Below are 23,930 nucleotides of genomic sequence, written 5' to 3'. Positions count from 1 at the left end.
CGTGATTGCGATCATCGCCTATGCCTTCGACATGTTGATGCGCTTTGTCGAGCGCAAGATCGTGCCTTGGAAGGGCCGCATGTGAGCTTTGAATGACCATGATTTACCTGAAGAAGTCGACCCTCACCGCTGAGTCCGGTCAAACCGATGTCCGCGCCGCCGTCGAGGCCATGCTGGACGAGATCGAGAGGGATGGCGACGCCGCCGCCATCCGCCTTGCCCGCGATCTGGACAACTGGCAGGGCGACATCGTCGTCTCGGCCGAGACCCGGGCAAAGGCAGCGACGCTGGTGCCGGAAAAGCTGAAAGGCGACATCCGGTTCGCGCACCGCAACATTGCCCGCTTTGCCGAGGCGCAGCGCGGCACGATCACGGACTGCGAAATCGAGATTCTGCCCGGCCTGATCGCCGGGCAGAAGCAGATCCCCGTCTCCTCTGCCGGCTGCTATGTGCCGGGCGGGCGCTACAGCCACATCGCATCCGCCATCATGACCATCACCACGGCAAAGGTCGCGGGTGTTCCGCACATCGCGGCCTGCTCGCCGCCACGCCCCGGTGTCGGCATCCCGCCCGCCATCCTCTTCGCGATGGACCTCTGCGGTGCCGATGTGATCCTGAACCTTGGCGGCGTGCAGGGCGTGGCGGCCATGGCCAACGGCCTTTTCGGCCTGCCCAAGGCCGACATCCTCGTCGGCCCCGGCAACCAGTACGTGGCCGAAGCGAAGCGCATCCTTTACGGTCAGGTCGGCATCGACATGTTCGCAGGCCCCACCGACAGCATGGTCATCGCCGACGCGACGGCCGACCCCGAGCTTGTCGCCTGGGACCTCGTCGGGCAGGCCGAGCACGGCTACAACTCGCCGGTCTGGCTGGTCACGACCGAGCGTGCGCTGGCCGAGCGGGTGATGGCGCTGGTGCCCGCAATGATCGCCGAACTGCCCGAGGTGAACGCCACAAACGCCCGCGCTGCCTGGGCCGACTATGCCGAAGTGATGCTCTGCGACAGCGCCGAGGCAATGGCACGGGTCGCCGACGACTACGCGCCGGAACATCTGCATGTCCAGGCCGCCGATCTGGACTGGTGGCTGCATCGTCTGCAGGCATACGGCTCGCTCTTTCTGGGCGAAGAGACGACGGTGGCTTACGGCGATAAATGCTCGGGCCCGAACCACGTGCTTCCGACCTCGGGCGCCGGGCGCTACACAGGCGGGCTGTCGGTGCACAAGTTCATGAAGACCGTCACCTGGCAGCGCGCCACCCGCGCGGCGTCACGCGAACTGGCGCTGGCCACAGCACGGATTTCGCGGCTGGAGGGGATGGAGGGCCATGCCCGGTCTGCCGACGTGCGGCTGGCCAAGTTCTACCCGGGCGAGCGGTTCGACCTGAACCCCACCGACGATGCAGCCTGACAAGCCCGCCGCTCGATGAGCCGGGCGGCAGGCCAAAGGCAAAACTGGGCGGGCACCAGTGCGGGAGCTGCTCGCGGCCGCCATCGCACTGGCTTCGAGCGTTCCGTCCGAACCGCCGCCACAACACGCTCCCGAAGATCCGTCGAATAGGCCCGTGTCATATCCAATCTCCCTCGTCCAGACAGGACCAGAGAATCAGAAAAGCAAGCGGGCCTACGGATCGGTTGACCGGTAAAGCTTGCGGAGTTGGTGAGACGGAATGCTGAAGACGCCGGGGCGACCTCAAGCCGGTATGTGCAACAAAGCCTGCTCTGCCACATGTGCCTTTCCAGACGTAAGGCGCAGGAACTCGCTCAGAGCTTCGGCGGAGACAGGCTTGTGGAGGACAAGGATCGACATGGCCTCGCAGACCAATTGCAGCTCGGCAGAGCGATTGGCGGTTACGAGACGCAGGGGAATACTCGGGTTCCGGGCACGAAGCGCCCCGATAGTCTCGACGCCTGTCATTCCGTCGCCAAGCTGATGGTCGATCAGGCAGAAGTCCGGTGTGATCCCGAGAGCGTCGAGCTTTGAGAGCGCCTCTTCGCCCGATGATGCATGCAGCACTTCGATGCCCCATTTCTCAAGCAGAAGCGTGAGCGCACGGGCAACGTCGATGTCGTTTTCAACTAGCAGCGCGAGGCAATCGGACACCGTATCCGCAAGGGAAACCCTGTCAGTAGACTCGGATGCTTCAGGCGGGCGTACCAGCGAGCTTCGACCCAGGTTGACGCGGAAAGTGCTGCCGTGGCCGACTTCAGACTTCAAGGAAAGCGGGTGGTCCAGCAGCACGCAGGCGCGCTCGACAATCGCGAGCCCGAGGCCCATCCCCTCGGAAGCGGAGGCGCGGGCGTTCAGCCGGTGGAACTCGCGGAAGATCGCGCGGTGGTCCTTTTCGGGAATCCCCGCGCCGGTATCGTGCACCTCTAGCCGCACAGCACCCGGCAGGCGGCGCAAACCGACAAGTACGCGCCCGCTGTCAGTATAGCGGATCGCATTTCCGATAAGGTTCTGCATGATCCGCCGCAGATAGGTGGGATTGCTGCGCACCATCAGATCGCAGGGCATGATCGTCAGACGGATGCCCTTGCGCGCTGCGGCCGGGGCGAATTCGGCGGTCAGCTGCTTCAGCATCGGCAGGAGCCGGACGGATGTCACTTCGATCTCGTCGGCACCGAGTTCGAGCTTCGAGATGTCCAGGAGCGCGCTGAGGATGCTTTCGACGCTCTGCAGGGCATTCTGGGCCTTGGCGAGAGTGTCTGCGGGGCGGCTTTCGGTCACTTCGTCCCTGACCGATTCCAGGAACAGTTTTGCTGCCGAGAGCGGTTGGAGCAGATCGTGCGACGCAGCCGCCACGAAGCGCGAGCGCGAGGAATTCGCCCGTTCGGCGCGTTTGAGCGCATCTTCAAGATCGTTGGTCCTTTCGGCGACGCGTGCCTCAAGCGTCTCGTTGGCAAGCGCCATGGCCTGTGCGGTCGCGCGTTCGCGCGTGATGTCGGTGAACGAGATCACGAAGCCGCGGTCCGGCATTTCCTGGCCAAAGGCTTCGAGGACAACGTCTTCTCTGTGCAGCTCGAACGACAAAGGCAGCCTTGGCCCCGTTTGCCGGGCCCAGGCAAGAAGGGCATCGCGGGTCACCGTCCCTGGAAATCTTGTGGCCGGACCAAGCCGTTCCAGAAGCAGATCGAAATCCTGTCCGGCCCTGATGCGGCCGGCCGGAATGGCAAGAAGGTGACTGAGCCTCGCATTCCAACCAACGATGCGAAGTTGCGGATCAAAGATCGCAACGCCCTGACTTATGTGGTCAAGCGTCGCGCTGATCATCCGGGCCTGATCGTCGAGGAGCTTCGATCGCTCCTGCCGTTCCAGCCTGATCAGGTCAGTCACGTCGGTTTGCAGTATGACCGTGCCGCGGTCGGCGGTCCGCTGTTCGCTGACCTGGACCCACCGATCATACTTCAGGCGGACATTGAAGATCACGTGAGGGTCGCGGTGACGCTCGCGCCGGGCGAACGCCCAGGTCAGTGGCGTCTGGGTATCGCCGAGCTCAAGGTATGGCGACTGCGACACCATCTCGATGTATTCATTGAAGGTCAGGCCGGATTTCAGCTTTGAGAGGATATCGGGCATGTGCATCCCGAAACGGGAGTTGCACATCACCAGCACATCCGTCGGATCGAAGAGGGCAAAGCCTTCCTGCACCGTCTCGATGGCATTGGAGAGATTCTTGCGCGCCATTTCGGCTTCGCGGGTGGCAGCCCCCAGCTGCGCGTTCGAGTCGTTCAGGAGGTCGAGCGCCGTTGCGAGGTCGGCAGTCCGCTGCCTGACCTGGTCCTCGAGCATGGCAGCGCGGTGAAAATGTGCGTAGGCGGCGCCATGGTCGTCGCCCATCTGCTCGACATGGCGCATCAGCACTTCGACAATCTGCAGAAGCTTTTCGTTGCGCCGTTCCGGCCCGTCTTCCGCGGAGAGAAGCCCGTTTGACAGTCGTGCAGAGGATGTCTCGGTCAACCGCATGTCAGGACCCGGGCGGATAGATCGCGACGCCGGTGATCGTCTGATTGACATGCATCGCACCGTATTGCTCGCCATATGTCGAGAAGCCGACAACCTGGTGCTGTTGCAGCAGATTAGAAATCTGCCCGACCATCTGTTTCTGTTCGGCCTCAAGCTTTCGCAGAATGCAGTCAAACGCGAGGATAGTCTGAGGTTTGCCGCTAGGGCCCGTCAGTCCGTCAAGCGACGACGAGAGATGTTCGACCATGTCGCGCGGTTCGGCAAGCGTCAGCACAACGCCCTCGTCAATTGCCGAAAAGAACACGAGATCGCCATTCGCATCGACCTGCTGGATGGCGCGCACGTGGTGCCGGTCACCAATTCTGACGACGACGGGATGCGCAGCGAAGGTGAAGCGTGACAGCTGGTCGGGATCGCGGCCGAGAAGCCGCGCGTACTCGCGCGCCGCGGGTTCTGCGTTGATCTGGCGGACGATGCGGCGGTCTGGATCGGCTTCGGTCACCACCATGCGCTGTGCCGACGGTACAAGGTGATCGAAATTGAAGACGCGAATCGGGCAATCGGTGCGCACGAACGTCAGCAACGCGGCATTGTTCAGCTTGCGCTCCTTGTGGAAGAGCCAGGTCGACTGAAACCGGGTGCCGTCGCCGGCCGAGCCGCCAAACAGCGGCACCGGCCCCAGACCTGCCGACAGAAGAGCGGCCAACTCGTCTTCCTTGAGCGAAAGCCCGTCAACGAGCAGGAAAGCAAATTCGTACTGCCAGTTCGGATGACTGTCCGAAAGCCGTTGCCGCGATCGGCTGAGCTCGCGGATGAGGGTCTGTGGATCAAGCCGCCCGAGGTCGTCGATCAATACGGTTTCGGTGGCAAAATGGTCCTTCGTCAGGCCCAAAGCGACGATGGTGCCATCGGCGTACCCGTCGCGGATTTCTCCGGATGTCGTGCAACCGATCACCGGCGTGTCGCCAAAGCTTCGCTTCATACGCTCGAGCAGCAGGTCGAGGTTGACGTCCGGCGAGACGAAGAGGGTGACGAGCGAAAACGGGCCGCGGCCAAGCTGTTCGGAAAGCGCTCGAGCCGGAAATGGATGACCAGCATGGACTTGGGCGGATCTAGTCACCGGGTCCGCACGCAGACGTCGATGGGGCGCCCTTCTGGCCTGCACCTCGCCCTCCCAGAACTGAGGATGGGCCAAACTAGGCCTTTGCTAGTCATTCAGCAATAGGGAGGAAATGTTCCCCTCCTTCGCGAGCAGAAGCGCTTGCGTGCGGCTGACGACCTGGAGCTTGCGCATGATCTCGGTCACGTGGGCCTTGACAGTGGTTTCGGCGATGGACAGCAGGAAGGCGATCTGCTTGTTCATCAGCCCCTGACAGATGAGTTGGAGTATCCGACCCTGCTGCCGCGTCAGCAGCGCCAGCTTGGCCGCAAGTTCCATGCCGCGATCGGGTGCATCATCATCCTCCAACGCCATGTCTTCGGGCAGCCAGACACCTCCTGCGGCAATCTTGGCAAATGCCTCACGAAAGACATGACGCGGGCTGTGTTTGGGGACGAAACCGTTCGCGCCAAGCCTGAGTGCTGAACGCACTATCCGTGGCTCGGTCATTGACGACACGACGACGATGGGCACATCACCCGACACCGACTTGACCCGGACCAGACCCTCGAGGCCGTTTACGTCCGGCAGATTCAAGTCAAGGACGACTACGCTTGGCTTTTGCTTGCCAGCCAGAACGGCGAGCGCGGGCTCGAGCCGGTTGGTACAGCTGATCGACTGGATGCCAACGACATTCGAAAGCGTCATCGACAGGGCTTCACAGAAAAGCGGGTGATCATCAACGATCAGGGCTGACTTCAGACACAGGTCCGCTTCGGCCCTCTGAACAGTGTTCATACTCGTACCCACACACTAGCTACACTTCTGTCTATCAGGAGCCGGAGACTTGCTGAACTGGCAAAAGGTAGCATTCGCGTGATCGGCACGAAAAAAGGCGCCCCGCGGATGGCGGGGCGCCCAGGCGCGCGCGGACCGGAGGCCCGCGCGATGGCATTCATGGGTCAGTTCGAGGCCAGCTGTTTCGGCAGCCGGAACGTCCAGACCATGCCGCCTTGGTTCAGGAAGTTGACCTCCTTGGCCACTTCGCCACCCCAGAGCGGCACTGCGCCGCCCCAGCCCGAAATCACCGAGACGTACTGCTCGCCGTCCTGTTCCCAGGTGATCGGCTGCCCGACGATGCCCGAGCCGGTCTGGAACGACCAAAGCTCTTCGCCCGTCGCGTCGTCGAAGGCGATGAACTTGCCTTCAGGCGTGCCGGTAAAGACCAGGCCGCCAGCGGTAGTCATCACGCCACCCCAGAGCGGGGACGGGTTCTTGAACTCCCACTTCACTTCGCCGGTGTTCGGATCCATCGCCTTCAGGCTGCCGATGTGATCTTCGAAGAGCGGCTTGATGGTGAAGCCGGAGCCGAGATAGGCGGCACCCTTCTTGTAGGTGACGGGTTCGTTCCAGATGTCCATGCCCCACTCGTTCGAAGGCACGTAGAAGAGGCCCGTGTTCTGGCTGTACGCCATCGGCATCCAGTTCTTGCCGCCAAGGAACGAAGGTACGGCAAAGATCTGCTCGCCTTTTGCACCATCTGCAGCCGCCGACGGGTCACCGGGACGGTTGTCTTCGTTGTAGATCGGGCGGCCCTCGGCGTCGATGCCGCTGGCCCAGCTGATGTCCTTGACGAAGGGGTAGGCAGCGACGAATTTGCCGTCTTCGCGGTTCAGGATGTAGAAGAAGCCGTTCCGATCAGCGGTGGCGTAGCGCTTGTTGCCTTCCGCATCCACGAAGCCCACGACCTCGTTCACGCCGTCATAGTCCCAGCCTTCGCGAGGGGTGGTCTGGAAGTGCCATTTGATCTCGCCCGTAGCCGGGTCGATGCCAAGGCGCGACGCGGCATAGAGGTTGTCGCCTGCGTTGCCCTCGACCGGGGTTCCGGCGTTGCGCAGGTGGCTGTTCCACGGGGCTGGGTTGCCGGTGCCGAAGACAAGGGTGTTGGTGTCGGCATCGTAAGAGCCGCCAAGCCAGGTCGCCCCGCCGCCGGTTTTCCACAGATCACCTGGCCAGGTCGCGTTCAGCGTCCCGGTCATGGTGCTTTCTGCGCCGTTCAGGGTGCCCATGTGACCTTCGATTGTCGGACGGGTCCAGACAAGCTCACCGGTATTCGCATCCCGCGCCTGCACTTCGCCGACGATGCCGAATTCACCGCCGGAGTTCCCGGTGATGACGAGGCCGTTCACGATCAGCGGGGCTGCGGTGTAGCTGTAGCCCTCCTTGTATTCGGCGATTTCCTTGTTCCACACGACATCGCCGGTCTTGAGGTCAAGCGCCACGATGCGGGCGTCGAGGGTGCCGAAATAGATGTTGTTGCCATAGATCGCGGCACCGCGGTTCACGACGTCGCAGCAGGGCAGGATGCCTTCGGGCAGGCGTGCATCGTACTGCCAGATTTCCTGTCCGGTCTTGAGGTCGACCGCATAAAGCCGCGAATAGGATCCGGTAAGATACATCACGCCGTCATGGATCAGCGGCTGCGTTTCCTGCCCGCGCTGCTTCTCGCCGCCAAGCGAAAACGCCCAGGCCGGGACGAGGTTGGCCACGTTGTCCTTGTTCAGGATGTTCAGCGGGCTGTAGCGCTGCAAGTCGCGCCCCATACCGTTGGTCAGCACGTCGCCGGTCGTGGTCGCGTCATTCAGAAGGTCCTGTTCAGTGACCTCGGCCTGCGCCACACCGGCCGCGCAAAGGGCCGCAACCGCGGCCAGCACGAAACGGTTCATTCCATCTCCTCCCTGTATATTCGTCCCGGCTCCTGCCGGTGCGGTTCGCATCGGTGCCCGAGTACCTGCAGTATTCGTCCCGGGGATGCGCCGGGGGTATTGCACATTGGTCGTAGGTGATGGCCGGGTGGTGGAAAGGCGCCCCCGCAGATTGATGCGGGGTCCGGACGATCAACCGCGATAGATCAGCACCGGGTCGCCACCGGCCGCGCCCTCGGTCATCAGAAGCGCGTCGAGTTGCTGACGCCCGGGAGACTTCCGGCAAACCGGATCGGTCGCCGACGCGTCACCCAGAATCGCCATCGCCTGACAGCGGCAACCGCCGAAATCGACGTCGCGCCGGTCGCAGGTTCGGCAGAGTTCAGGCATCCAGTCGGTGCCGCGATAGGCCGCGAAGGCCGACCCCCGATACCAGATGTCCGACAGCGATGCCTCTGCCACGTTCTGGAAGCGCAGGCCCGGAATAGTCTGCGCCGCATGGCAGGGCAGGACGGTGCCGTCAGGCGCGATGTTCAGGCCGGTCGACCCCCAGCCGCCCATGCAAGCCTTCGGAAAATCAGCGTAATAGTCCGGTGGAACGAAATCGATCACCGGCCCGCCCTGGCGTGACCTGCGCGCCTCGGCGACAATCTCCTTGGCCTTTTCGACCTGTTCGCGCGTCGGCTGCAAGGCACCGCGGTTCTTCAGCGCCCATCCCTGGAACTGGACGCAGGCCACCTCGATCCGCCGCGCGCCCAACCGCTCTGCCAGCGCCAGCGTGGCAGGCAGATCGTCGAGATTGAGCCGGTGCATCACGGCGTTGAGGGTGAGTGGCAGGCCCAGTGCCGCGATGTGTTCCGCGACCTCCATCTTCCGGGCGAACCCGCCCTTGTACCCGCCGACCAGATCGGCAACCTCGGGCGTGACGCCCTGCACCGAAAGCTGGATGTGGTCGAGCCCGGCGGCCTCCAGTGCCTCAAGCCGGGCGCGGGTCAGGCCGACGCCGGAGGTGATGAGGTTGGTGTAGAGCCCGGCTGCGCGGGCATGGGCCACCAGTGCCTCCAGATCGCGCCGCGCCGCAGGCTCGCCGCCGGACAGATGCAGTTGCAGCACGCCGAGATCGGCGGCTTCGGCGAAGACGCGGGCCCATGTATCGGTAGAAAGCTCCGACGCTTTGGCCGTCAGTTCCAGCGGGTTGGAGCAATAGGGGCACGCCAGCGGACAACGGTGCGTCAGTTCCGCGAGCATGGCGGTGGGTGGGCTGATTCTCGGCTCAGGCATGGCTCATGTCCAAGAGCCGCTTGTCGGCAAGGTCGCCCAGAAACTCCACAACGTCGCTCTGCACGGCGTCGGGGGGTGCGCCGTAACGCGCGGCCAGCAGCGCCGATATCTCGGCTACAGAGCGTTTCCCGTCCACCTCCGACAAGATCGCGGCACCGATTTCGTCCAGCATCAGTGCCCGCTCAGGCCCAAGCAGCACTTCGGTATCGCGCACCCGATCGTGGTGCGTCCGCACGCCCCGCGGCAGCGATGGGATTGCCGCCGCGGTCACGCAACGATCCCGTCGCCGGGACGCCATGCGCCGGGCGGGATGTTTCCGGGGGCCACATAGGCGGAATAGAGCGCGTCGAGCTGCGACCAGAGCACTTCGGTCTTGAACGTCAGCGCCGCCGCCGCCGCATCCTGATCTGCCGCGGTGACGGCATGGTTCAGCACCCAGCCAAGACCGAAGGCCACGTCCTTTGGTGCCTCATCAAGGCGATGGCGGAAGTAGGCGATCGTCTCGGGCGTGGCGAAGGCGTAGTTTTCCAGCAGTCCGGCGATCCGTTCGGCATGAATCTTCGGCGCGAAAAGCTCGGTCAGCGATGAGGCTACGGCCTTCAGCAGCGGTTCGTCCCGCACGTAGCGGACATAAGCATCCACGGCAAAGCGGGTGGCGGGAAGTACCCCGCGCGCGGAGGCCACGTAGTCGCGGTCAAGTCCAACCGCCTCGGCGAGCCTCAGCCAGCGCGCGATGCCGCCCTCGCGCGTCGCCGTGCCGTCATGGTCCTCGATCCTCGACCGCCAGGCCCGGCGCAGGGCGGGATCCTCCACCCGGCTTATGAAGGCAGCGTCCTTCATCGGGATGCGGCTTTGGTAATAGTACCGGTTGATCACCCAGGCGCGGACCTGATCAATCGAACAGCCGCCCGAATGCAGCAAGTGATGGAACGGGTGCTTGTCATGATAGCGTTCGTCGCCGATGGCGCGCAGTCGCGCCTCAAACGCCGCCCGGGCGGTTGCCATGTCGTTCATAGCCGAAACTCCAACCCGTCATGGGCGACGGTCCACCCTAGCGCGCTGACTTCGGCGCGTTCGGGGCCGTCGGGTTGCAGGACAGGGTTGGTGTTGTTGATATGGACATAGACCTTGCGGCAGTCCTTCAGGCTGGCGAGCCGTGCCAGGCTGCCGGTGTCACCCGACATCGCGATATGGCCCATGCGGCCGCCGGTCTTGCCGCCCGTGCCGGTCACGGCCATTTCGTCGTCGGCCCAGACCGTGCCGTCGAAAAGCAGAAGATCGCCATCCGACAGTTTTTCGACAAGCCAGTCGGGGATGTCGGCGCAGCCGGGTACATAGTAAAGGCGGCTCACCCCGTCGGATATGCCAAGTGCGATTGTCTGTTCGCCGATCATCTTCGTCTCCGGGGCCGCACCTTCAAGGTACAGCGCGACCTTTCCCGGAACCGCGAAAGCAGTCACCGTCAGACCGTCGACCGGGCTGAACGCAGCACCCAGCGTGATCGCCCGGCGGTCAACCAGAGCCGGATCAAGAACACCAAAGACTGTGTTGGCGGCGAGCACGGACAGGGTCTCCGCTGTGGCATGGATGGCAAACGGGGTCTTTTCCCGCAGCGTCAGAAGCCCCGCGACATGGTCGACATCGGCATTGGTCAGCACAACGCCCCGGATCGGGCTGCCCCGCAAGGCGGGTGGGCGCAACGCCTGGCAGTGTTCGATCTGGTCACGGATATCGGGCGAGGCGTTGAGAACGACCCAGTCAACGCCGTTCGAAGAAACTGCCACGGACGACTGGGTCATCCGTGGCAGAAGTCCGGCGCGGGCACTTTCACAGTTCCGGCAGGCGCAGTTCCATTGCGGAAGCCCGCCGCCGGCCCCGGCCCCGAGCACGGTCACCAGCATCAGAACACGTCAGAGCACTTCGCGCCCATCGTCTTCAGCCGGGCCATACATGTTGATTTCCATGCCGCAACGGATTTCAACTGCCTTAGGTTTCGTCCACTTCATGTCATGTCCTCCCATTGATATGGCAAGGACACTGTATCGGTGACCTGCCGCCGGGCGAATAGGACCAAAGGCGTAGATGGACTACCCACACCGGTCAGGATGCAGGCGTGTACTTCCAGTTGTCAGCGTCGGGCGTGACCGCGTCTAGATCGTAGTCCGCATCCTGCAGGCGCCTGGCCACCGGCAGGCCCAAACTCGCGGCCTCGTCGATCAGAGCACGCCCCTGCGCCACATCCTGCGGCACTCCCCGACCGCGCATCAGATCGAGACCGTAGTTGAACTTGCCGACCGGATCACCCGCCTCGGCGGCCCGGCGGTCCCATTCGGCGGCGGCGTCCGGGTCTTCCGGCGCGCCAAACCCGTTGTCGTCAAGCTGGCTCATCCAGGTCATCGCCCCGGTCCAACCATCGTTGGCACAGGCCTCGAACACAGCACGCGCCGTCTGGTGCCGCCCGGACTTGGTGATCATGTAGCCAGCCGCACAGTTCGTCATCGAGGTTTCGCCGCGGGCGATGTCATCGATGATGCGGCTCAAGGACAGTTCGTCTGGGTTCAGGTCGCCGTACTCGTCTGCCAAGGCAGGCGCTGCGGCCAGAAAAAGTGCAACTACCGTCCGGATCATCGCTGGTTTCCTTTCACACACGGCGGGCGGTCATCCCCCGTGCCGGATCATAGCCCCAGACCGCTGCAGCACCAAACAGGACGAGCGCGCCGACAGTCACCGCGCAGGCGACGGGTTCGAACTGACGATAAAGCCCGAAACGGATCATCTCGACCGCATGGGTGAAAGGATTGGCGGCGCAGATGTTGTGCAAGAGGACCGAGGCTTCGGCCATCTTCCACAGCGGATAAAGCGCCGACGACAGAAAGAACATCGGGAAGATCACGAAGTTCATCACCCCGGCGAAGTTCTCCAGCTGACGGATGAAGGACGAGAGCATCAGCCCAAGCGCGCCCAGCATGAGCGCCGCGAGAAGCAGCGCCGGAAACGCGGCGACGTACCCCAAGGGCGGCATCCTCACGCCGTAGACATAAGCAATAGCCAGAAACGCGTAGGCCTGCATGACAGAGATCATCGACCCGGCCAGCAGCTTGGACGCAAGCAGCCACCATCTGGGCAGAGGCGACGTCAGCAGCAGTCGCATCGACCCCATCTCGCGGTCGTAGACCAGCGAAAGCGAAGATTGCATGCCGTTGAACAGCAGGATCATGCCGCAAAGACCGGGGACGATGTAGGTCTCGTAGTCCACATAGGTCTGGTACGGCGCGGTGATCGACAGGCCAAGTGCTGCGCGGAAGCCCGCCGCAAAGACCAGCAGCCAGACCAGCGGGCGTACAAGCGCGGCGACCAGGCGGCCCTTCTGGCCCAGGAACCGCAGCGCCTCACGGTGCAGGATGGCACGCATCGCTACAAGCCAGGTCATGCCAGCCCCCTCTTGTTCTGAGCAAGGAGCCCAGTTTCACCGGCCCCCGTCAGCGCGAGGAACCGGTCGGAAAGCCGGGGCCGCCCGACTTGCCCGGCAATGCCATCGGCCAACACCCTGCCGTGATGCAGGATCACCAGCCGGTCCAGGGGCAAGACCTCATCCGTCAGGTGCGTCGCCCAGAGGACGGTCATCCCGTCATCGGCGAGGTCATGCACGTGCCGGGTGATGGCGGCTCGCGATGCGGCATCAAGGCCGACTGTCGGTTCGTCCAGCAAAAGCACATCGGGGCGGTGGATCAGCGCCCGTGCAATCTCCATCCGCCGCCGATGTCCGCCGTTGAGCTCGCGAGCAAGCTCGCCCGCCCGCTCGGACATGCCAAGCCGTTCCAGCGCCGCGGCAGCCCTGAGGTCCGCCTCGCGGTGGGTGATACCGTGGAGAGCAGCGAAGTAGAGCAGGTTACGCCGCACCGTCAGGTCAAGGTCGAGGGTCGGCTGCTGGAACACCACCCCGATCCGGGCCAATGCTGCACGCGGCGCGCGTGCAAGATCGTGCCCCGCCACTTCGATACGCCCGTCGCGGGTCGTGAACAGCCGGGTCAGCAGACCGAAAAGCGTGGATTTGCCCGCGCCATTCGGGCCAAGCAGCGCGCAGAACTGCCCGGCTTCTATCGCAAAGGAAACGCCGTCAAGCGCGGTCTTGCTGCCAAAGCGGTAACTGAGGTCCGAGACCCGCAGCCCACCGCTCATGGCCGCACCGCCGCGCCCCAGGGGAAGCGGCCGACCTTGATCGTCTGCAAAGGACTGCGTGAGGCCACGTCGATCACCGTGACATCGCCCGAGACCCCATTGGTCGTGAACAGAAGCGATGCGTCGGGCGAGAACGCCAGCTGCCAGACGCGCCGTCCGACCAGGATGTAGTCTTCAACCTCCAGCGTTTCGGCATTGACGACGGCCACATGGTTCGACGGGCCGAGTGCCACAAACACGGTCTTCTGATCCGGCGTCGCCGCCATCCCGACCGGCTGCAGCAGATCGTCGTTCACGCCGCTGATCGCAAAACGGATCTTGCCCTTTTCCGCCTGGGTGGCCGTATCGAACACCGTCACCGTCCCGCCGATTTCAGCCGAGACCCAAAGCTCGGACCCTCCCCGGGTGAATTCCGCGTAGCGCGGCCGCGGATCGACGAGGGTGTTGGCAAATATCTCATTCGTCGCCGTATCGATCCAATGGGCCATGTTCGTTGTTTCTGAGGTGGTGATCGCCACTTTGCCATCTGGCGAAACGGCCATGCCTTCAGGCTCGATCCCGACATCAATCTGCGCCGAGACGGTCCGAGTCTCGGTGTCGACAACCGTCGTCACGGCGTCGTTTTCGTTGGCGATCCAGAGGTGGCGGTTGTCGGGTGCAAGCGCAAACTGTTCGGGGTCCTCGCCCGACGGCAGGTCGTGCAGGATCTCGCCCGTCACGGGGTCCATCACCTGCACTGCGTTCGAATCCGACGCGCAGATGTAGACCCTGGAAAAGTCCTTGGAAAACACGATGCCCCGCGGCCGCTCACCCGTCGGAATCGTGCGGATCACTTCAAGGCTTTCGATGTCGATCACGCTGATCGTGTCGTCCTTTTCATTTGTGACCCAGACCTCGGCCGCTTGAACGGGAGCCGCGAGAAGCAGAAGAAGGCCAGCCAGTCGCATTTCAATCTCCAAAGGCAGTACACGCGCTTTCAGCACGGTCGAGGCCCAGCGTGTCGAGTTCGTTGAACTGGTGCAGAAAGCCGTCGAGCGGCGCCATATCGACAAGCGCGCGGGCGTTGACCACCGCGATCGGCTGGCGCAGTTGACCATTCCAGGGCCGGTAGGACAGCGGCCACCCCTTGAAACCATCAAGGGCGAAGGCATCCGACAGGACATAGGCGCGTAGCTGCGCCGGATCGGCGGCCCCTGTGCGCGTCACCGCCTCGCCGATGGTCCGGACCGCGACCCAGGCCGCATAATCGCGCGGGCGCATCTTGCGCATGGCCGTCGTCTCGAACCGGTCCTGAAGCTGCACGGCGCCCCATTGCTCCAGGACCGGCGCCCAGGCTTCGGGCATGAGGCCCGCGGAACCGGCGACCGGGCGGGGCAGCCAGGTGTTGTCGGGAACGTAGCGGGCGAAGTCGTCGGCAGCGTCGGCCACAAGAAGGACGTCGTAGTCCGCGAAGTCCTGAGTGAAAAGCGACACTTCTGCCGAAGCGGACAGGCGAAGGTCGGTATCGAAGGTCCAACCTTTTTCAGCGGCAATCTCCATCCCGTACTTCAGCGCCGACTGCTTCAGCGTTGCGGCAAGTTCTTGATCGTCAGGCCTTGGCCCGGCGATCATCACGATGTCGTCCCACCGCTTTGTCTTCAGCACCTGCATCAGCGCATCTGTCCGCATCGCGGTTTCCGGCGCGCTGTGCAGCAGGTTCGTGCGGCAATCCTCGGACCGCAGCCGGGCATCGCCCGTGGCCGTGTCGATGATCAGCGCTCCCTGCGCCTCCGGCAAGTCTGCAACGGCCAGGGTCGCCTCGGCTTCGGCGTCAAGGATCAGCAACGGCGAACGGGCGAGGGCTTCACGGGCGGCGGCAGTGATGTCGCCACCCGGCGGCACGGAGACCATAGTCAGGCGGTAACTGTGACCAAGAAAGCTGCCCGTCGTCGTGTTGTCCGCGATGCCAAGCTCCGCGCCCGCCGAACCGAGGTCTTCGGGCATGGGATCAAGGTTGGACAGGACCGGCGGCATTACGACCTCCAGCCTAAGCCAGGTGATCTCGACCACCACTTCGGCCCGAGCCGGTACGGCAGCGATCAGGATGGCCGCGATCAGGCCTGTCACGCGGATCATCGAAACTCCTCCCGTCAGCGAAACTAGCCCACCTCCGCGCGTGAGGCTCTACGACCTTCGTCTGACCGGCATCCGCATCGGCACCAAGGTCGAATACCGGCACCGCGCCGATCTCGCTAACACCGGTCCAAGTGCGCATAGCGGGGGATAGACATGCTCAACCGAGGGTTTCTGCGACTTGTGCCGGGGTTGGCGGTCGGATTGGCCGCGACAATGGTCTGGTCGCATGGCGATGTCGTGCCTCAAGCAGTGAACACCGATGCACTTCCCGAAGTTGGTGAGGAATGGCTGACCGAGAACCCATATCGCGCCGACAAGGCGGGCGACGAGGTCTGGCAAACGGCGATCGAAGTCGGCGCTTCGGGCTATAACCAGAACTGCGCCCGCTGCCACGGGCTTGGCGCTGTCTCGGGCGGACTGGCACCTGACGTGCGCTATCTTGAAGCGTCGGAATATGGCGATGAGTGGTATGTCGAGCGGTTCCAGAGCGGGTATACTCAGGATGGCATCACCAAGATGCCGGCCTTCGGCGAGATTCTCGGCCAGAAGGCGGCCTGGGCGATCCGAACTTACATTGAAACGCGGGCCGATGACGGTGCGTTGGATACCCATATCGACCGGCTGAAAGAAATCCGCGACCAGCTTTCAGCGGGCACCATTGACGATCCGGCAGCCGTGCGCGACGAGCTGATGGTCATCGCATCCGAGGCCGCCACAGCCTCTGGCGCACCCGTCGCAGACAGCGCCGCGCGGGTGGCGGCTCTCCAGCTGACCGATGACCCCGCCAGCTTCAAAGCGGCGGCAGATACGCTTACCGTCGGGCTGTCTGCGGCAAACTGACGATGCGCGCCCTGCTCCTCGCCACACTGATTTTCGGGCTTGCAGGCCCGGCCTTCCCGCGCTGCGAGTCGGTGGCCCCGGCACAACGGCCGCAGAACACGCCTTACGAGGATGTCGGTCGCGAATTCGACGACATCATCGATTCCGGCTGGATCGAGTTCGCGGTCTACGAGGACTTTCGACCGTGGTCGTGGGAGCAGGATGGCAAGGCCGTTGGCGTCGATGTCGAGATCGGCAGGCTCATCGCAGAATCGCTTGGTGTCGAGGCGCGATTCCGGTTGGTGCAGCCAGGCGAGAACCTTGACGCCGACCTGATGAACTATGTCTGGAAAGGTGCTGCCGTCGGAGGACGGGTCTCGGACGTGATGCTGCATGTGCCTTACGACAGCGATTATGCCTGCCGCATCGAGCAAGTGGTGTTCACGGGACAGTACGCGCAGGACGGCGTCGCTATCGCCTACGTCGCATCCCACTATCCCGACAAGGGACCGACGCCCCCCTACTTCCGTTACGACACCGTGGGCGTGGAGAACGACTCGATCTCGGACTTCTACCTGACCTCGGTTGGCGCGCTTGGCGACACGGTGCATCGCTATCGGTCGACCCTGAAGGCGATGGACGCACTTGCCGCAGGCGAGGTCATGGCGGTCATGGGGCCGAAGGGCGAGATCGAGGGCAATCTTGCCGTCGGGCTCAAGGTGCATGAGCCCCCGCTCCTGGGCTTCGAGCGTGGCCACTGGACGTTGGGCGTGGGCATCAACCAGCAGCACCGGGACCTTGGCTATGCCGTCGATGACGCGGTCGCGGCCGCTCTGGCCGACGGTCGGATCGCCGCGATCTTTGCAGCGCAGGGCATGAGCTTTCGACCACCTGAGCGGTGACAGACCAGGGCCTACATGCAGTCGCGAGGGTGTCTGCCGTTGCGGAAAGACAAGGTGAGGGGGTTCGGTTTGCTCCTGCGTCCCAGCTACCACGCTGGATTCACAGTGAATGCTTCATCGCATTGGCGTAGTAGAGCCCCAGTCAGGTACCGCGCGGCAATAAGGTGGCAACTTCGCCTGCCTCGGTCACCGCAACCACCCGATGCAGCCCCGGAACGGCAAGCCGCCGAATATCGGCCTCCGGCATCAGGCAGAGCGCGGTCGATAGTGCGTCCGCCTCGGCCGCACGGTCATGCTCGACGGTAATTGACGACCAGAGCGGACGTTCGCCCCGCGGCCCCAGGATGTGAGTTTCCCCGCCACCGAGGGAAAGGGCAGCCGGGCTTGACGTGGCAAGCGCGGTGCCAGTGATGTGGTGTTGTGCATGCAGGCCCAGGATCGGATCCTCTAGCCCGATCGCCCAGGGGCCGCCCAGTGCCGCCAGCTCGCCCATGTCGACAAGTGCGTGGGTGAAGCCACGCACCGCCAGAAGCGCCCTGATCCGGTCCGCCGCCCAGCCCTGCGCGATGCCGTTTAGCGTAAGTTGCTGACCGGGGCCGAGCCGCACACCTTCGGCATCGAATGCCACGCCGTCCCACCCGATCAGCGCCCGGGCCGGTTCCGGGTCGCCGCCTTCGGCCAACGCCCGCCAGAGCGGTTGAACCGTCGGATCGAACCGCCCCCCGGTGGCGCGATGCATCCGGTCGACAAGGGCGAGCAGCGCCAGCATATCCGGGTCAGGTCGGACACGACCGTCGCGGTTCAGCCGCACCAGAGCAGCGCCGGGATCGTAGAGCGAGAAGAGCGACTCGATCCGCGCAACCTCGGCCTTGACGGCCTCAAGTGCGCCCTCGATCTCGCCCGCAGGCCCCTGCAGCGTTACATGCGTCTTCACACCGAACGCCGTTCCCTGCCATTCCACCTGCGCCGCAGCACGAAACGGCAGGGTCGCGGCGGCCGTAATGCAAAGGAAACGCCGCCGGTTCATGCCGCACGCCTCGTGATTTCACGCCCACGGGCGGCAAGGACCAGCGGTACGCATTGCGCCGCGTCGTCGTGAATCTGCACGCAGTCAAGGCACTGGAAACACTCCGAATAGTCGATCTTTCCTGACGTCTTGATGGCCCCGTAGCGGCACTTCACGCGGCAGAGCTGGCAGGGCGAGCCGCACTCGACGCGGCGGGCAATCCAGTCGCGGCCGCGCAACAGCCCGCCAATTGCCATCACGGCCCCCAACGGGCACACATAGCGGCAGAACGGCTTGAACGTCACCATGCCCAGCACTAGCCAGAAGGCGGCATAGGCGACGTAGTACCACTCACGCACGAAGTACGTCGTCACTGCGGTCTTGAACGGCTCGATCTCCGCGGCCTTTTCAGCATGCGAAGGCGCGATGTAGGCAACCGCAACCAACCCTGCGAGTGCGGCGTATTTCACCCGCTTCAACCGCCGGTCCCAGAGGCCACCCAACTGCACCTCAGGCAGCCGCAAGAGCCGCCCTGCGTGATGGGTGAATTCCTGCATCGCCCCGAACGGGCACAGCCAGCCGCAGAACAGACCCCGGCCCCAAAGCACGAAACCCAGGATCGCCACCCCCCAGACCATCAGCGAGAAGGGATCGTAAAGCAGCACCGCAAACGACCCGCCGCCAGTCGCCGCGCGCAGCGTCGCCAGCACCGTGACAATCGACAGCTGGCCTTGCCCCCACCACCCGATGAACACGGTCGTCATCGCCAGAACGCCAAGGCGCACCGGCGTCAGAAGTGCCGGGCGCGACAGGCGGCGCATCCCTGGACCGACCAGAACCAGCAGCCCGGCAAGAAACAGCCCCAGCACGACAAGATCACCCTGCCGGTTCAGGATTGCCTCGCGCCACGGCGGCAGGGCCTGCGACACGGCAGCTTCGGGCCGGATGAAAAAGCGCGGGTCGCTTGCGTGGTCCAGCCGGAAATGGGCCGATCCGATCTCGGGCTGGAACATGCCATGCGCCCGCGCCGCCTGCACGATCAGCGTCCATTCCCGCGTCGGATCGAACCCCAGCCGCCTGTCCGTCCTGAGGATCATCGCGGTGCCTTCCGGCACCTCTTGCCGTGTCGAAAACAGCATATCCGCATCGCGCAGCGCGACCGGCAGTCCATCCTGTTCGGCGGCAAGCCGGTCAGGCGCGGTGTTGCGGACGAAATCCTCCGACACCAACCCGTGCCGACCGGCGTCGATCACAAGCAGAGGCTCATCATCGGGCGAAACGCGAAGGAACCGGTCGAGTTCGACAAGACTTTCGTCCGTCAGCACTGCGCGGGCAATCGACGGCGGGCCAAGGTCGACAAGCCAGAGGTCGAGGAAAATGCCCTGCGGATCGGCTGCAGCCTCCGGATCGTCATCCGCCCAGATCGTGCCCGCGAATGCGGCATCAAGTTCGGCATTCGTCACCATCAGACGCCCGACGAGGCCCTCCGCGACAAGATCGTCCCAGCTCAGCGCCTCATCGACGGCCGGGTCCGGGCGGGCGGGCGGCCCTGCCGACACCCCCTGCATCTTCTCGCGCGCGACCGCCAGCGTCGCGGCGAGGATCGACTCATGCGCGATGCGGACCGATGCGGTGGCCTTCGTCACCCCGTCCAGATAGACGAGGTCGCTTCCCCCGCCCGCATCGCCATAAGGCGTTCCGACCACGAGCGGCTCGGCAATCGAATGACCACGATACTGCTCAAGGAAGGCGCGGAACGGCGCCTCGCCCAGGCCCGAGACGAAGATCGGTTCGTTGTGGTGGATGAGCCTCACGTCGATGAAGCGTCCGTCGCCGTCCAGCATGACCAGCATGTTGATCGGCGCGCCGGAAAACCCGGGCAGCGGCGCAAGCTCGCCCGTCTCGAACACATATCCCGCCGCGCCGCCGCCAGAGTTGAGAAGCGTCCAGACCCCCTTGTCGTTGACCGGTTCGCCCAACGCATAGGGCGCGACGATCAGCGCCTCCATCCCGTCGCGGCCAAGCGGTTCGGCACCGACCTGACCCGCGATCAGGCCAAGCCAGGTCAGGACTGCAAGGCAGACGTTCCTCCACATGGGGCGAACGTAGGCCCGACGGCGATACCTCGACATACGACCAAGGTCGCGGGAGGGTAAGCGAGGCAATCGCCGAACACGACCTCGGTCTCGGCATGCGGATCAGTCAGCGGCATTCTTGCGGGTCCTTGCAATGATTGCGAACCCGCCCGAAAGCCGGAACCTCATGCCTCCGACACCAATTCCTTCTTCTTTTTGGAGGCTACTTTCGGGCCTGACGTCTCCGCCGCGGCGACATGCCGTTTCACGGCAACGAAGCTGTCCGGCGTGACCGAGATCGAGTCGATCCCGGCCTTTACCAGAAGCTTGGCGAAGGCAGGATCATTGCTTGGGGCCTGACCACAGAGACCGACTTTTGCCCCGGCCTTGTGGGCACGAGCAACCAGGCTTTCGATCATCCACAGAACGGCCGGGTCGGATTCGTCAAAGAGCGCCGCGAGCTCTTCCGAATCTCGATCCACGCCCAGGGTGAGTTGCGTCAGGTCGTTGGAGCCGATGGAAAAGCCGTCGAAACGGGATGCGAACTCCTCGGCCAGGATCACGTTGGAGGGGATCTCCTGGAGCAGCAGCGATGGGTGTCGGGATGGGTGCGCTGATGGGGGCGGCGCAGTGGCTTGCCGCCCGCGACGTAATGTCGCTTCGACGTTGGATTCTGGGCAACGTCATCGGCTGGACCCCCGCCATGATAGCGGTCTTCGTCCCCGGCGATCCAGATCACCCCATCCATGTCCCACCCGCAGATCGCCCTTGCCGGAGCGGCGGGTGGGGCAGTCGCCAGGTTTTGCGTGGGTCTGGGCACGAGGCCGTTCCTTCCCATGATCCGAAAGGCCACCGCATGACCGCACCTCTCCGGCCCCACCTCCGCGACACCCCTGTGACCATGGCCCATGGCGGCGGGGGCCGTACCATGCATCACCTGATCGACGAGGTCTTCAACTCGGTCTTCCTGCCCCCCCGGCAGCGAGGATCAGGCTCGCCTCATGACCGCTGCCTTGCAGGAACCCGGCGCGCGGCTGGCCTTTACGACCGACAGTTTCGTGGTGACGCCGCTGGAGTTCCCGGGCGGCGATATCGGCAAGCTTGCGGTCTGCGGGACCGTCAACGACCTTGCGGTTGGCGGCACGCGTCCCCTTTGGCGTTGGCCAGCAACTGCCCCGCATCTGCTGACAAGACCGGCCGGGATCGTCCCAGCCGCCAATACTCCCCGGCACTTCGCAGCCATTCGGGTCGTGTCGGATGCCCGGCTCGCCGCCAGGCAGGTGCGGGAATAGCCTTCGTGATGGGTGCCCGAGACGAGAACTATCTGGTGTGCTTCGACCATTTCGTACTGTGCGAGACCCTTGCCGGCACCGTCGTGGCCTTCGCCAATCTTCTGCAAGGACTGACCGCCAAGACCTTTTGGTAGACCTCGTCTGCCACGATCGCACCGGGCCGAAATTCGCCTCTCCTTGAGCCGAGGGCTATGCAGTGCAAATGTGCTTGGAGCTCCATGTCCCACGGCGACGTCGCCGCCCTGGTCAGAACGCGACCCGGTCGCCGCCTTTCAGCCCCAGCATTTCGCGTGCCTCGTCGGGGGTTGCAACCTCGCATCCAAGGTCTTCGATGATGCGGCGGACTTTGCTGACCTGCTCGGCGTTGTTGCGGGCCAGCCGTCCCCGCGCGATCTGCAGGCTGTCCTCGAGCCCCACGCGGACGTTGCCGCCCATCGTGGCTGCGGTGGTGGCAAGCGTCATCTGCGCAGCTCCGGCCCCGAGGACAGACCAGCGGTAATCGTCACCGAAAAGCCGATCTGCAGTGCGCTTCATGAAGATCAGGTTGTCCACCTCGGGGCCTATGCCGCCCAGGATGCCGAAGATGAACTGGATGAAGATCGGGGCCTTGAAAAGCCCGATATCCATGCAGAACCGCAGGTTATAGAGGTGGCCCACGTCATAGCATTCGTGTTCAAACTTGATCTCATGGGGGGTAAGCGTGCTGGCCACATTACCGATATCGCGGAACGTGTTGCGGAAGATGTAGCTGTCGGAATTGGCAACGTAGTCCTTTTCCCAGTCGAATTTCCAGGTGTCGTAGCGTTTTGCCAGCGGGTGGAAGCTGAAATTCATCGAGCCCATGTTCAGGCTGCACATCTCGGGGCTGAAACGGAGCGCGGGGGCGATGCGTTCCTCGATGGTGTTGGTGAGGCTGCCGCCGGTGGAGAGGTTGATGACCGCCCCTGTCGCCTGCTTGATACGGGGCAGAAAAGCCGCGAAATGGTTAGGGTCGATCGATACGCCGCCATCATGGGGACGGCGCGCGTGGACGTGCAGGATCGATGCCCCTGCCTCGGCCGCCGCGATCGCCTGAGAGGCGATGTCGTCCGCGGTGTAGGGAAGGGCGTCGGACATCGTGGGCGTATGGATCGCCCCGGTGATGGCGCAGGTGATGATCGTCTTGGGGCGCCTGGCCATTGATCAGTCCTTCCAGGTCACGCGATAGCCGGTGGGGAACAGGGATAACCCCCATCGCTCGGCCGCATAGCCCCACAGGCCTTTCGGGGCCGCAAGCATCACGACGATGGCCAGTGCACCGAGGAAAAGCAGGTAGATCGTCCCGTAGTCGGCCAGAAACTCTCGCAGCAAGAAATAGACGATGGTGCCGATGATCGGGCCTTCGATAGTCCCGATCCCGCCGATCACCACGATGAAGATGACAAAGGCGGTCCAGTCGTTGACGCTGAAGGCTGCGTCGGGCGATACGCGCAGCTTCTGCAGCGCGATCAGCGCGCCGATCATCGCTGTCGCAGCGGCAACGGCGATGTAGACCGCGTATTTGATGCGCTGGATGCGGACGCCAAGGCTGGCAGAGGCAACCTCGGAGTCGCGGATCGCCGTCAGCGCCAGGCCGACGCGGGACCGCAAGAGGATATAGACCAAGGCGAGGCAGCCTACGCCAAGGCCAAGGGCTGCCCAGTAGATCAGCGCTTCACGTGCTGCCTTGCCACCCAGCGCAGCCAGGGCCGGCGCGGGCAGACTGATGCCGGAGCCTCCGCCCATCACCGTGATCTGGCTTGCGGTCAGGCGGAACACTTCGGCCACGACCCATGTCCCGATTGCGAAATAGGCCCCCTGGAGCCGGAACACGAGTGCTGCGACGGGGACTGCCAGCGCGGCCGCGGCAATCCCGGCGATGGGAATGCCGTACAGCGGGTTGATCCCCAGAAACAGCGTGGCCGAGACCAGGATGTAACCACCGAAACCGACATAGGCCTGCTGGCCGACCGAGACGAGGCCGGTATAGCCTGCCAAGAGGTTCCAGAGGCTGGCGAGGGCCAGATAGATGCAGAACTCCCCCATCAGCCGAAGTGTCGAGGACGAACCCCACCACGGCGCCGCTATCAGCGCGACCAGCAGGATCACGGCGATGACGGCAGCTATGCGGCTGGCGGGGGTGGAGCGAGAAATTGCGTGGGTCATCCGTCGATCCTTGGGAAAAGGCCCCTTGGGCGGACGGCCAGCACCAGGATGAATGCCAGATGTCCGGCCAGCACCTGCCAACCGGGGTTGATCTCGGCGCCGATGGCCTGCGCTACCCCCAGGATCACGCCGCCAGCCAGCGTGCCCCAGAGATTGCCGAGTCCGCCGATGATCACCGCCTCGAAGCCGAAGATCAGCCGCCCGGGGCCCATGAACGGATCGAAATTCGACCGGATCGCCAGAAAAACCCCGGCGATGGCAACGACGCCCAGGCACAGAGCCATGGCGCAGGCAAAGATGTGGCGTTT

At 64.0% G+C, this 23,930-nt stretch carries 24 protein-coding genes and 1 pseudogene; 5 read left to right on the top strand and 20 right to left on the bottom strand.

Going from position 1 to position 23,930, the window contains the following annotated elements; genetic code table 11:
* The first annotated feature begins 92 nt into the window (after positions 1-92).
* Positions 93-1,409, top strand: a complete 1,317-nt coding sequence (gene hisD / locus ACRCSW_RS05205; protein WP_438703164.1) for a histidinol dehydrogenase — start codon at positions 93-95, stop codon at positions 1,407-1,409.
* Positions 1,410-1,691: 282 nt separating this feature from the next.
* Here the strand turns inward: hisD and ACRCSW_RS05200 are convergent, their stop codons facing one another.
* From ACRCSW_RS05200 to ACRCSW_RS05135, 14 genes are all read right to left on the bottom strand, one after another.
* The gene (locus ACRCSW_RS05200) at positions 1,692-3,965 is read right to left on the bottom strand and encodes a PAS-domain containing protein (RefSeq protein ID WP_438703163.1); all 2,274 of its coding nucleotides are present in this window, start codon (positions 3,963-3,965) and stop codon (positions 1,692-1,694) included.
* 1 nt (position 3,966) lies between these two features.
* Complete coding sequence (locus ACRCSW_RS05195; RefSeq protein ID WP_438703169.1) at positions 3,967-5,130, bottom strand: FIST N-terminal domain-containing protein; 1,164 nt, start codon at positions 5,128-5,130, stop codon at positions 3,967-3,969.
* 42 nt (positions 5,131-5,172) lie between these two features.
* Positions 5,173-5,862: a response regulator gene (locus tag ACRCSW_RS05190; RefSeq protein ID WP_438703161.1), complete on the bottom strand. Its 690-nt coding sequence runs from the start codon at positions 5,860-5,862 to the stop codon at positions 5,173-5,175.
* A gap of 164 nt (positions 5,863-6,026) precedes the next feature.
* Entirely contained in the window at positions 6,027-7,790 is a 1,764-nt protein-coding gene (locus ACRCSW_RS05185) for a PQQ-dependent methanol/ethanol family dehydrogenase (protein ID WP_438703159.1), read from the bottom strand.
* 171 nt (positions 7,791-7,961) lie between these two features.
* On the bottom strand, positions 7,962-9,050 hold the full coding sequence (gene pqqE, locus ACRCSW_RS05180) for a pyrroloquinoline quinone biosynthesis protein PqqE (protein ID WP_438703157.1): 1,089 nt from the start codon (positions 9,048-9,050) through the stop codon (positions 7,962-7,964).
* Positions 9,043-9,321: a pyrroloquinoline quinone biosynthesis peptide chaperone PqqD gene (pqqD, locus tag ACRCSW_RS05175; protein ID WP_438703155.1), complete on the bottom strand. Its 279-nt coding sequence runs from the start codon at positions 9,319-9,321 to the stop codon at positions 9,043-9,045. The genes pqqE and pqqD overlap by 8 nt, the downstream gene beginning before the upstream one ends.
* Positions 9,318-10,055, bottom strand: a complete 738-nt coding sequence (gene pqqC / locus ACRCSW_RS05170) for a pyrroloquinoline-quinone synthase PqqC (RefSeq protein WP_438703168.1) — start codon at positions 10,053-10,055, stop codon at positions 9,318-9,320. The genes pqqD and pqqC overlap by 4 nt, the downstream gene beginning before the upstream one ends.
* 5 nt (positions 10,056-10,060) lie before the next feature.
* Positions 10,061-10,951, bottom strand: coding sequence for a pyrroloquinoline quinone biosynthesis protein PqqB (gene pqqB, locus ACRCSW_RS05165; protein ID WP_438703153.1), 891 nt, complete (start codon positions 10,949-10,951; stop codon positions 10,061-10,063).
* Between the two features lie 9 nt (positions 10,952-10,960).
* On the bottom strand, positions 10,961-11,056 hold the full coding sequence (gene pqqA, locus ACRCSW_RS05160) for a pyrroloquinoline quinone precursor peptide PqqA (protein ID WP_438703151.1): 96 nt from the start codon (positions 11,054-11,056) through the stop codon (positions 10,961-10,963).
* Positions 11,057-11,150: 94 nt separating this feature from the next.
* Positions 11,151-11,678, bottom strand: coding sequence for a tetratricopeptide repeat protein (locus ACRCSW_RS05155; RefSeq protein WP_438703150.1), 528 nt, complete (start codon positions 11,676-11,678; stop codon positions 11,151-11,153).
* Positions 11,679-11,691: 13 nt separating this feature from the next.
* The gene (locus ACRCSW_RS05150) at positions 11,692-12,480 is read right to left on the bottom strand and encodes an ABC transporter permease (protein WP_438703148.1); all 789 of its coding nucleotides are present in this window, start codon (positions 12,478-12,480) and stop codon (positions 11,692-11,694) included.
* Complete coding sequence (locus tag ACRCSW_RS05145; protein WP_438703146.1) at positions 12,477-13,229, bottom strand: ABC transporter ATP-binding protein; 753 nt, start codon at positions 13,227-13,229, stop codon at positions 12,477-12,479. Before ACRCSW_RS05145 ends, ACRCSW_RS05150 begins: the two co-directional genes overlap by 4 nt.
* Positions 13,226-14,176, bottom strand: a complete 951-nt coding sequence (locus ACRCSW_RS05140) for a YVTN family beta-propeller repeat protein (protein ID WP_438703145.1) — start codon at positions 14,174-14,176, stop codon at positions 13,226-13,228. The genes ACRCSW_RS05145 and ACRCSW_RS05140 overlap by 4 nt, the downstream gene beginning before the upstream one ends.
* A gap of 1 nt (position 14,177) precedes the next feature.
* Complete coding sequence (locus ACRCSW_RS05135; protein WP_438703143.1) at positions 14,178-15,344, bottom strand: ABC transporter substrate-binding protein; 1,167 nt, start codon at positions 15,342-15,344, stop codon at positions 14,178-14,180.
* A 153-nt stretch (positions 15,345-15,497) separates the two neighbouring features.
* On the opposite strand from ACRCSW_RS05135, the gene pedF reads away from it, so the two are divergent.
* On the top strand, positions 15,498-16,184 hold the full coding sequence (gene pedF / locus ACRCSW_RS05130; protein WP_438703141.1) for a cytochrome c-550 PedF: 687 nt from the start codon (positions 15,498-15,500) through the stop codon (positions 16,182-16,184).
* A gap of 2 nt (positions 16,185-16,186) precedes the next feature.
* The gene (locus ACRCSW_RS05125) at positions 16,187-17,065 is read left to right on the top strand and encodes a substrate-binding periplasmic protein (RefSeq protein ID WP_438703139.1); all 879 of its coding nucleotides are present in this window, start codon (positions 16,187-16,189) and stop codon (positions 17,063-17,065) included.
* 142 nt (positions 17,066-17,207) lie between these two features.
* Here ACRCSW_RS05125 and ACRCSW_RS05120 read toward each other — a convergent pair whose 3' ends face one another.
* The 3 genes from ACRCSW_RS05120 to ACRCSW_RS05110 all read right to left on the bottom strand — a co-directional run bounded on the left by ACRCSW_RS05120 (position 17,208) and on the right by ACRCSW_RS05110 (position 20,721).
* Positions 17,208-18,092: an FAD:protein FMN transferase gene (locus tag ACRCSW_RS05120; protein ID WP_438703138.1), complete on the bottom strand. Its 885-nt coding sequence runs from the start codon at positions 18,090-18,092 to the stop codon at positions 17,208-17,210.
* Entirely contained in the window at positions 18,089-20,167 is a 2,079-nt protein-coding gene (locus tag ACRCSW_RS05115) for a 4Fe-4S binding protein (RefSeq protein WP_438703136.1), read from the bottom strand. Before ACRCSW_RS05115 ends, ACRCSW_RS05120 begins: the two co-directional genes overlap by 4 nt.
* A gap of 164 nt (positions 20,168-20,331) precedes the next feature.
* Positions 20,332-20,721, bottom strand: a complete 390-nt coding sequence (locus tag ACRCSW_RS05110) for a putative PEP-binding protein (RefSeq protein WP_438703166.1) — start codon at positions 20,719-20,721, stop codon at positions 20,332-20,334.
* Between the two features lie 281 nt (positions 20,722-21,002).
* Between ACRCSW_RS05110 and ACRCSW_RS05105 the strand changes: the two are divergent.
* Both ACRCSW_RS05105 and ACRCSW_RS05100 read left to right on the top strand, forming a co-directional pair.
* Positions 21,003-21,303 (top strand): annotated as a pseudogene (locus tag ACRCSW_RS05105) (AIR synthase related protein); the annotation flags it as partial.
* 140 nt (positions 21,304-21,443) lie between these two features.
* On the top strand, positions 21,444-21,572 hold the full coding sequence (locus ACRCSW_RS05100; RefSeq protein ID WP_438703134.1) for a hypothetical protein: 129 nt from the start codon (positions 21,444-21,446) through the stop codon (positions 21,570-21,572).
* 112 nt (positions 21,573-21,684) lie between these two features.
* Here ACRCSW_RS05100 and ACRCSW_RS05095 read toward each other — a convergent pair whose 3' ends face one another.
* From ACRCSW_RS05095 to ACRCSW_RS05085, 3 genes are all read right to left on the bottom strand, one after another.
* A complete protein-coding gene (locus ACRCSW_RS05095; RefSeq protein WP_438703132.1) occupies positions 21,685-22,617 on the bottom strand; it encodes a 3-keto-5-aminohexanoate cleavage protein in 933 nt (310 codons plus the stop codon).
* A 3-nt stretch (positions 22,618-22,620) separates the two neighbouring features.
* A complete protein-coding gene (locus ACRCSW_RS05090) occupies positions 22,621-23,622 on the bottom strand; it encodes a branched-chain amino acid ABC transporter permease (RefSeq protein WP_438703130.1) in 1,002 nt (333 codons plus the stop codon).
* Positions 23,619-23,930: ABC transporter permease subunit (locus ACRCSW_RS05085; protein WP_438703128.1), on the bottom strand; the 312-nt coding region annotated here is incomplete at its 5' end. The genes ACRCSW_RS05085 and ACRCSW_RS05090, both read right to left, overlap by 4 nt.

The organism is Tabrizicola sp., from assembly GCF_051645465.1.
GTDB lineage: Bacteria > Pseudomonadota > Alphaproteobacteria > Rhodobacterales > Rhodobacteraceae > Tabrizicola.
The sequence above is the reverse complement of the archived record's forward strand: the minus strand, read 5'-3'. Positions and strand labels throughout refer to the sequence as shown.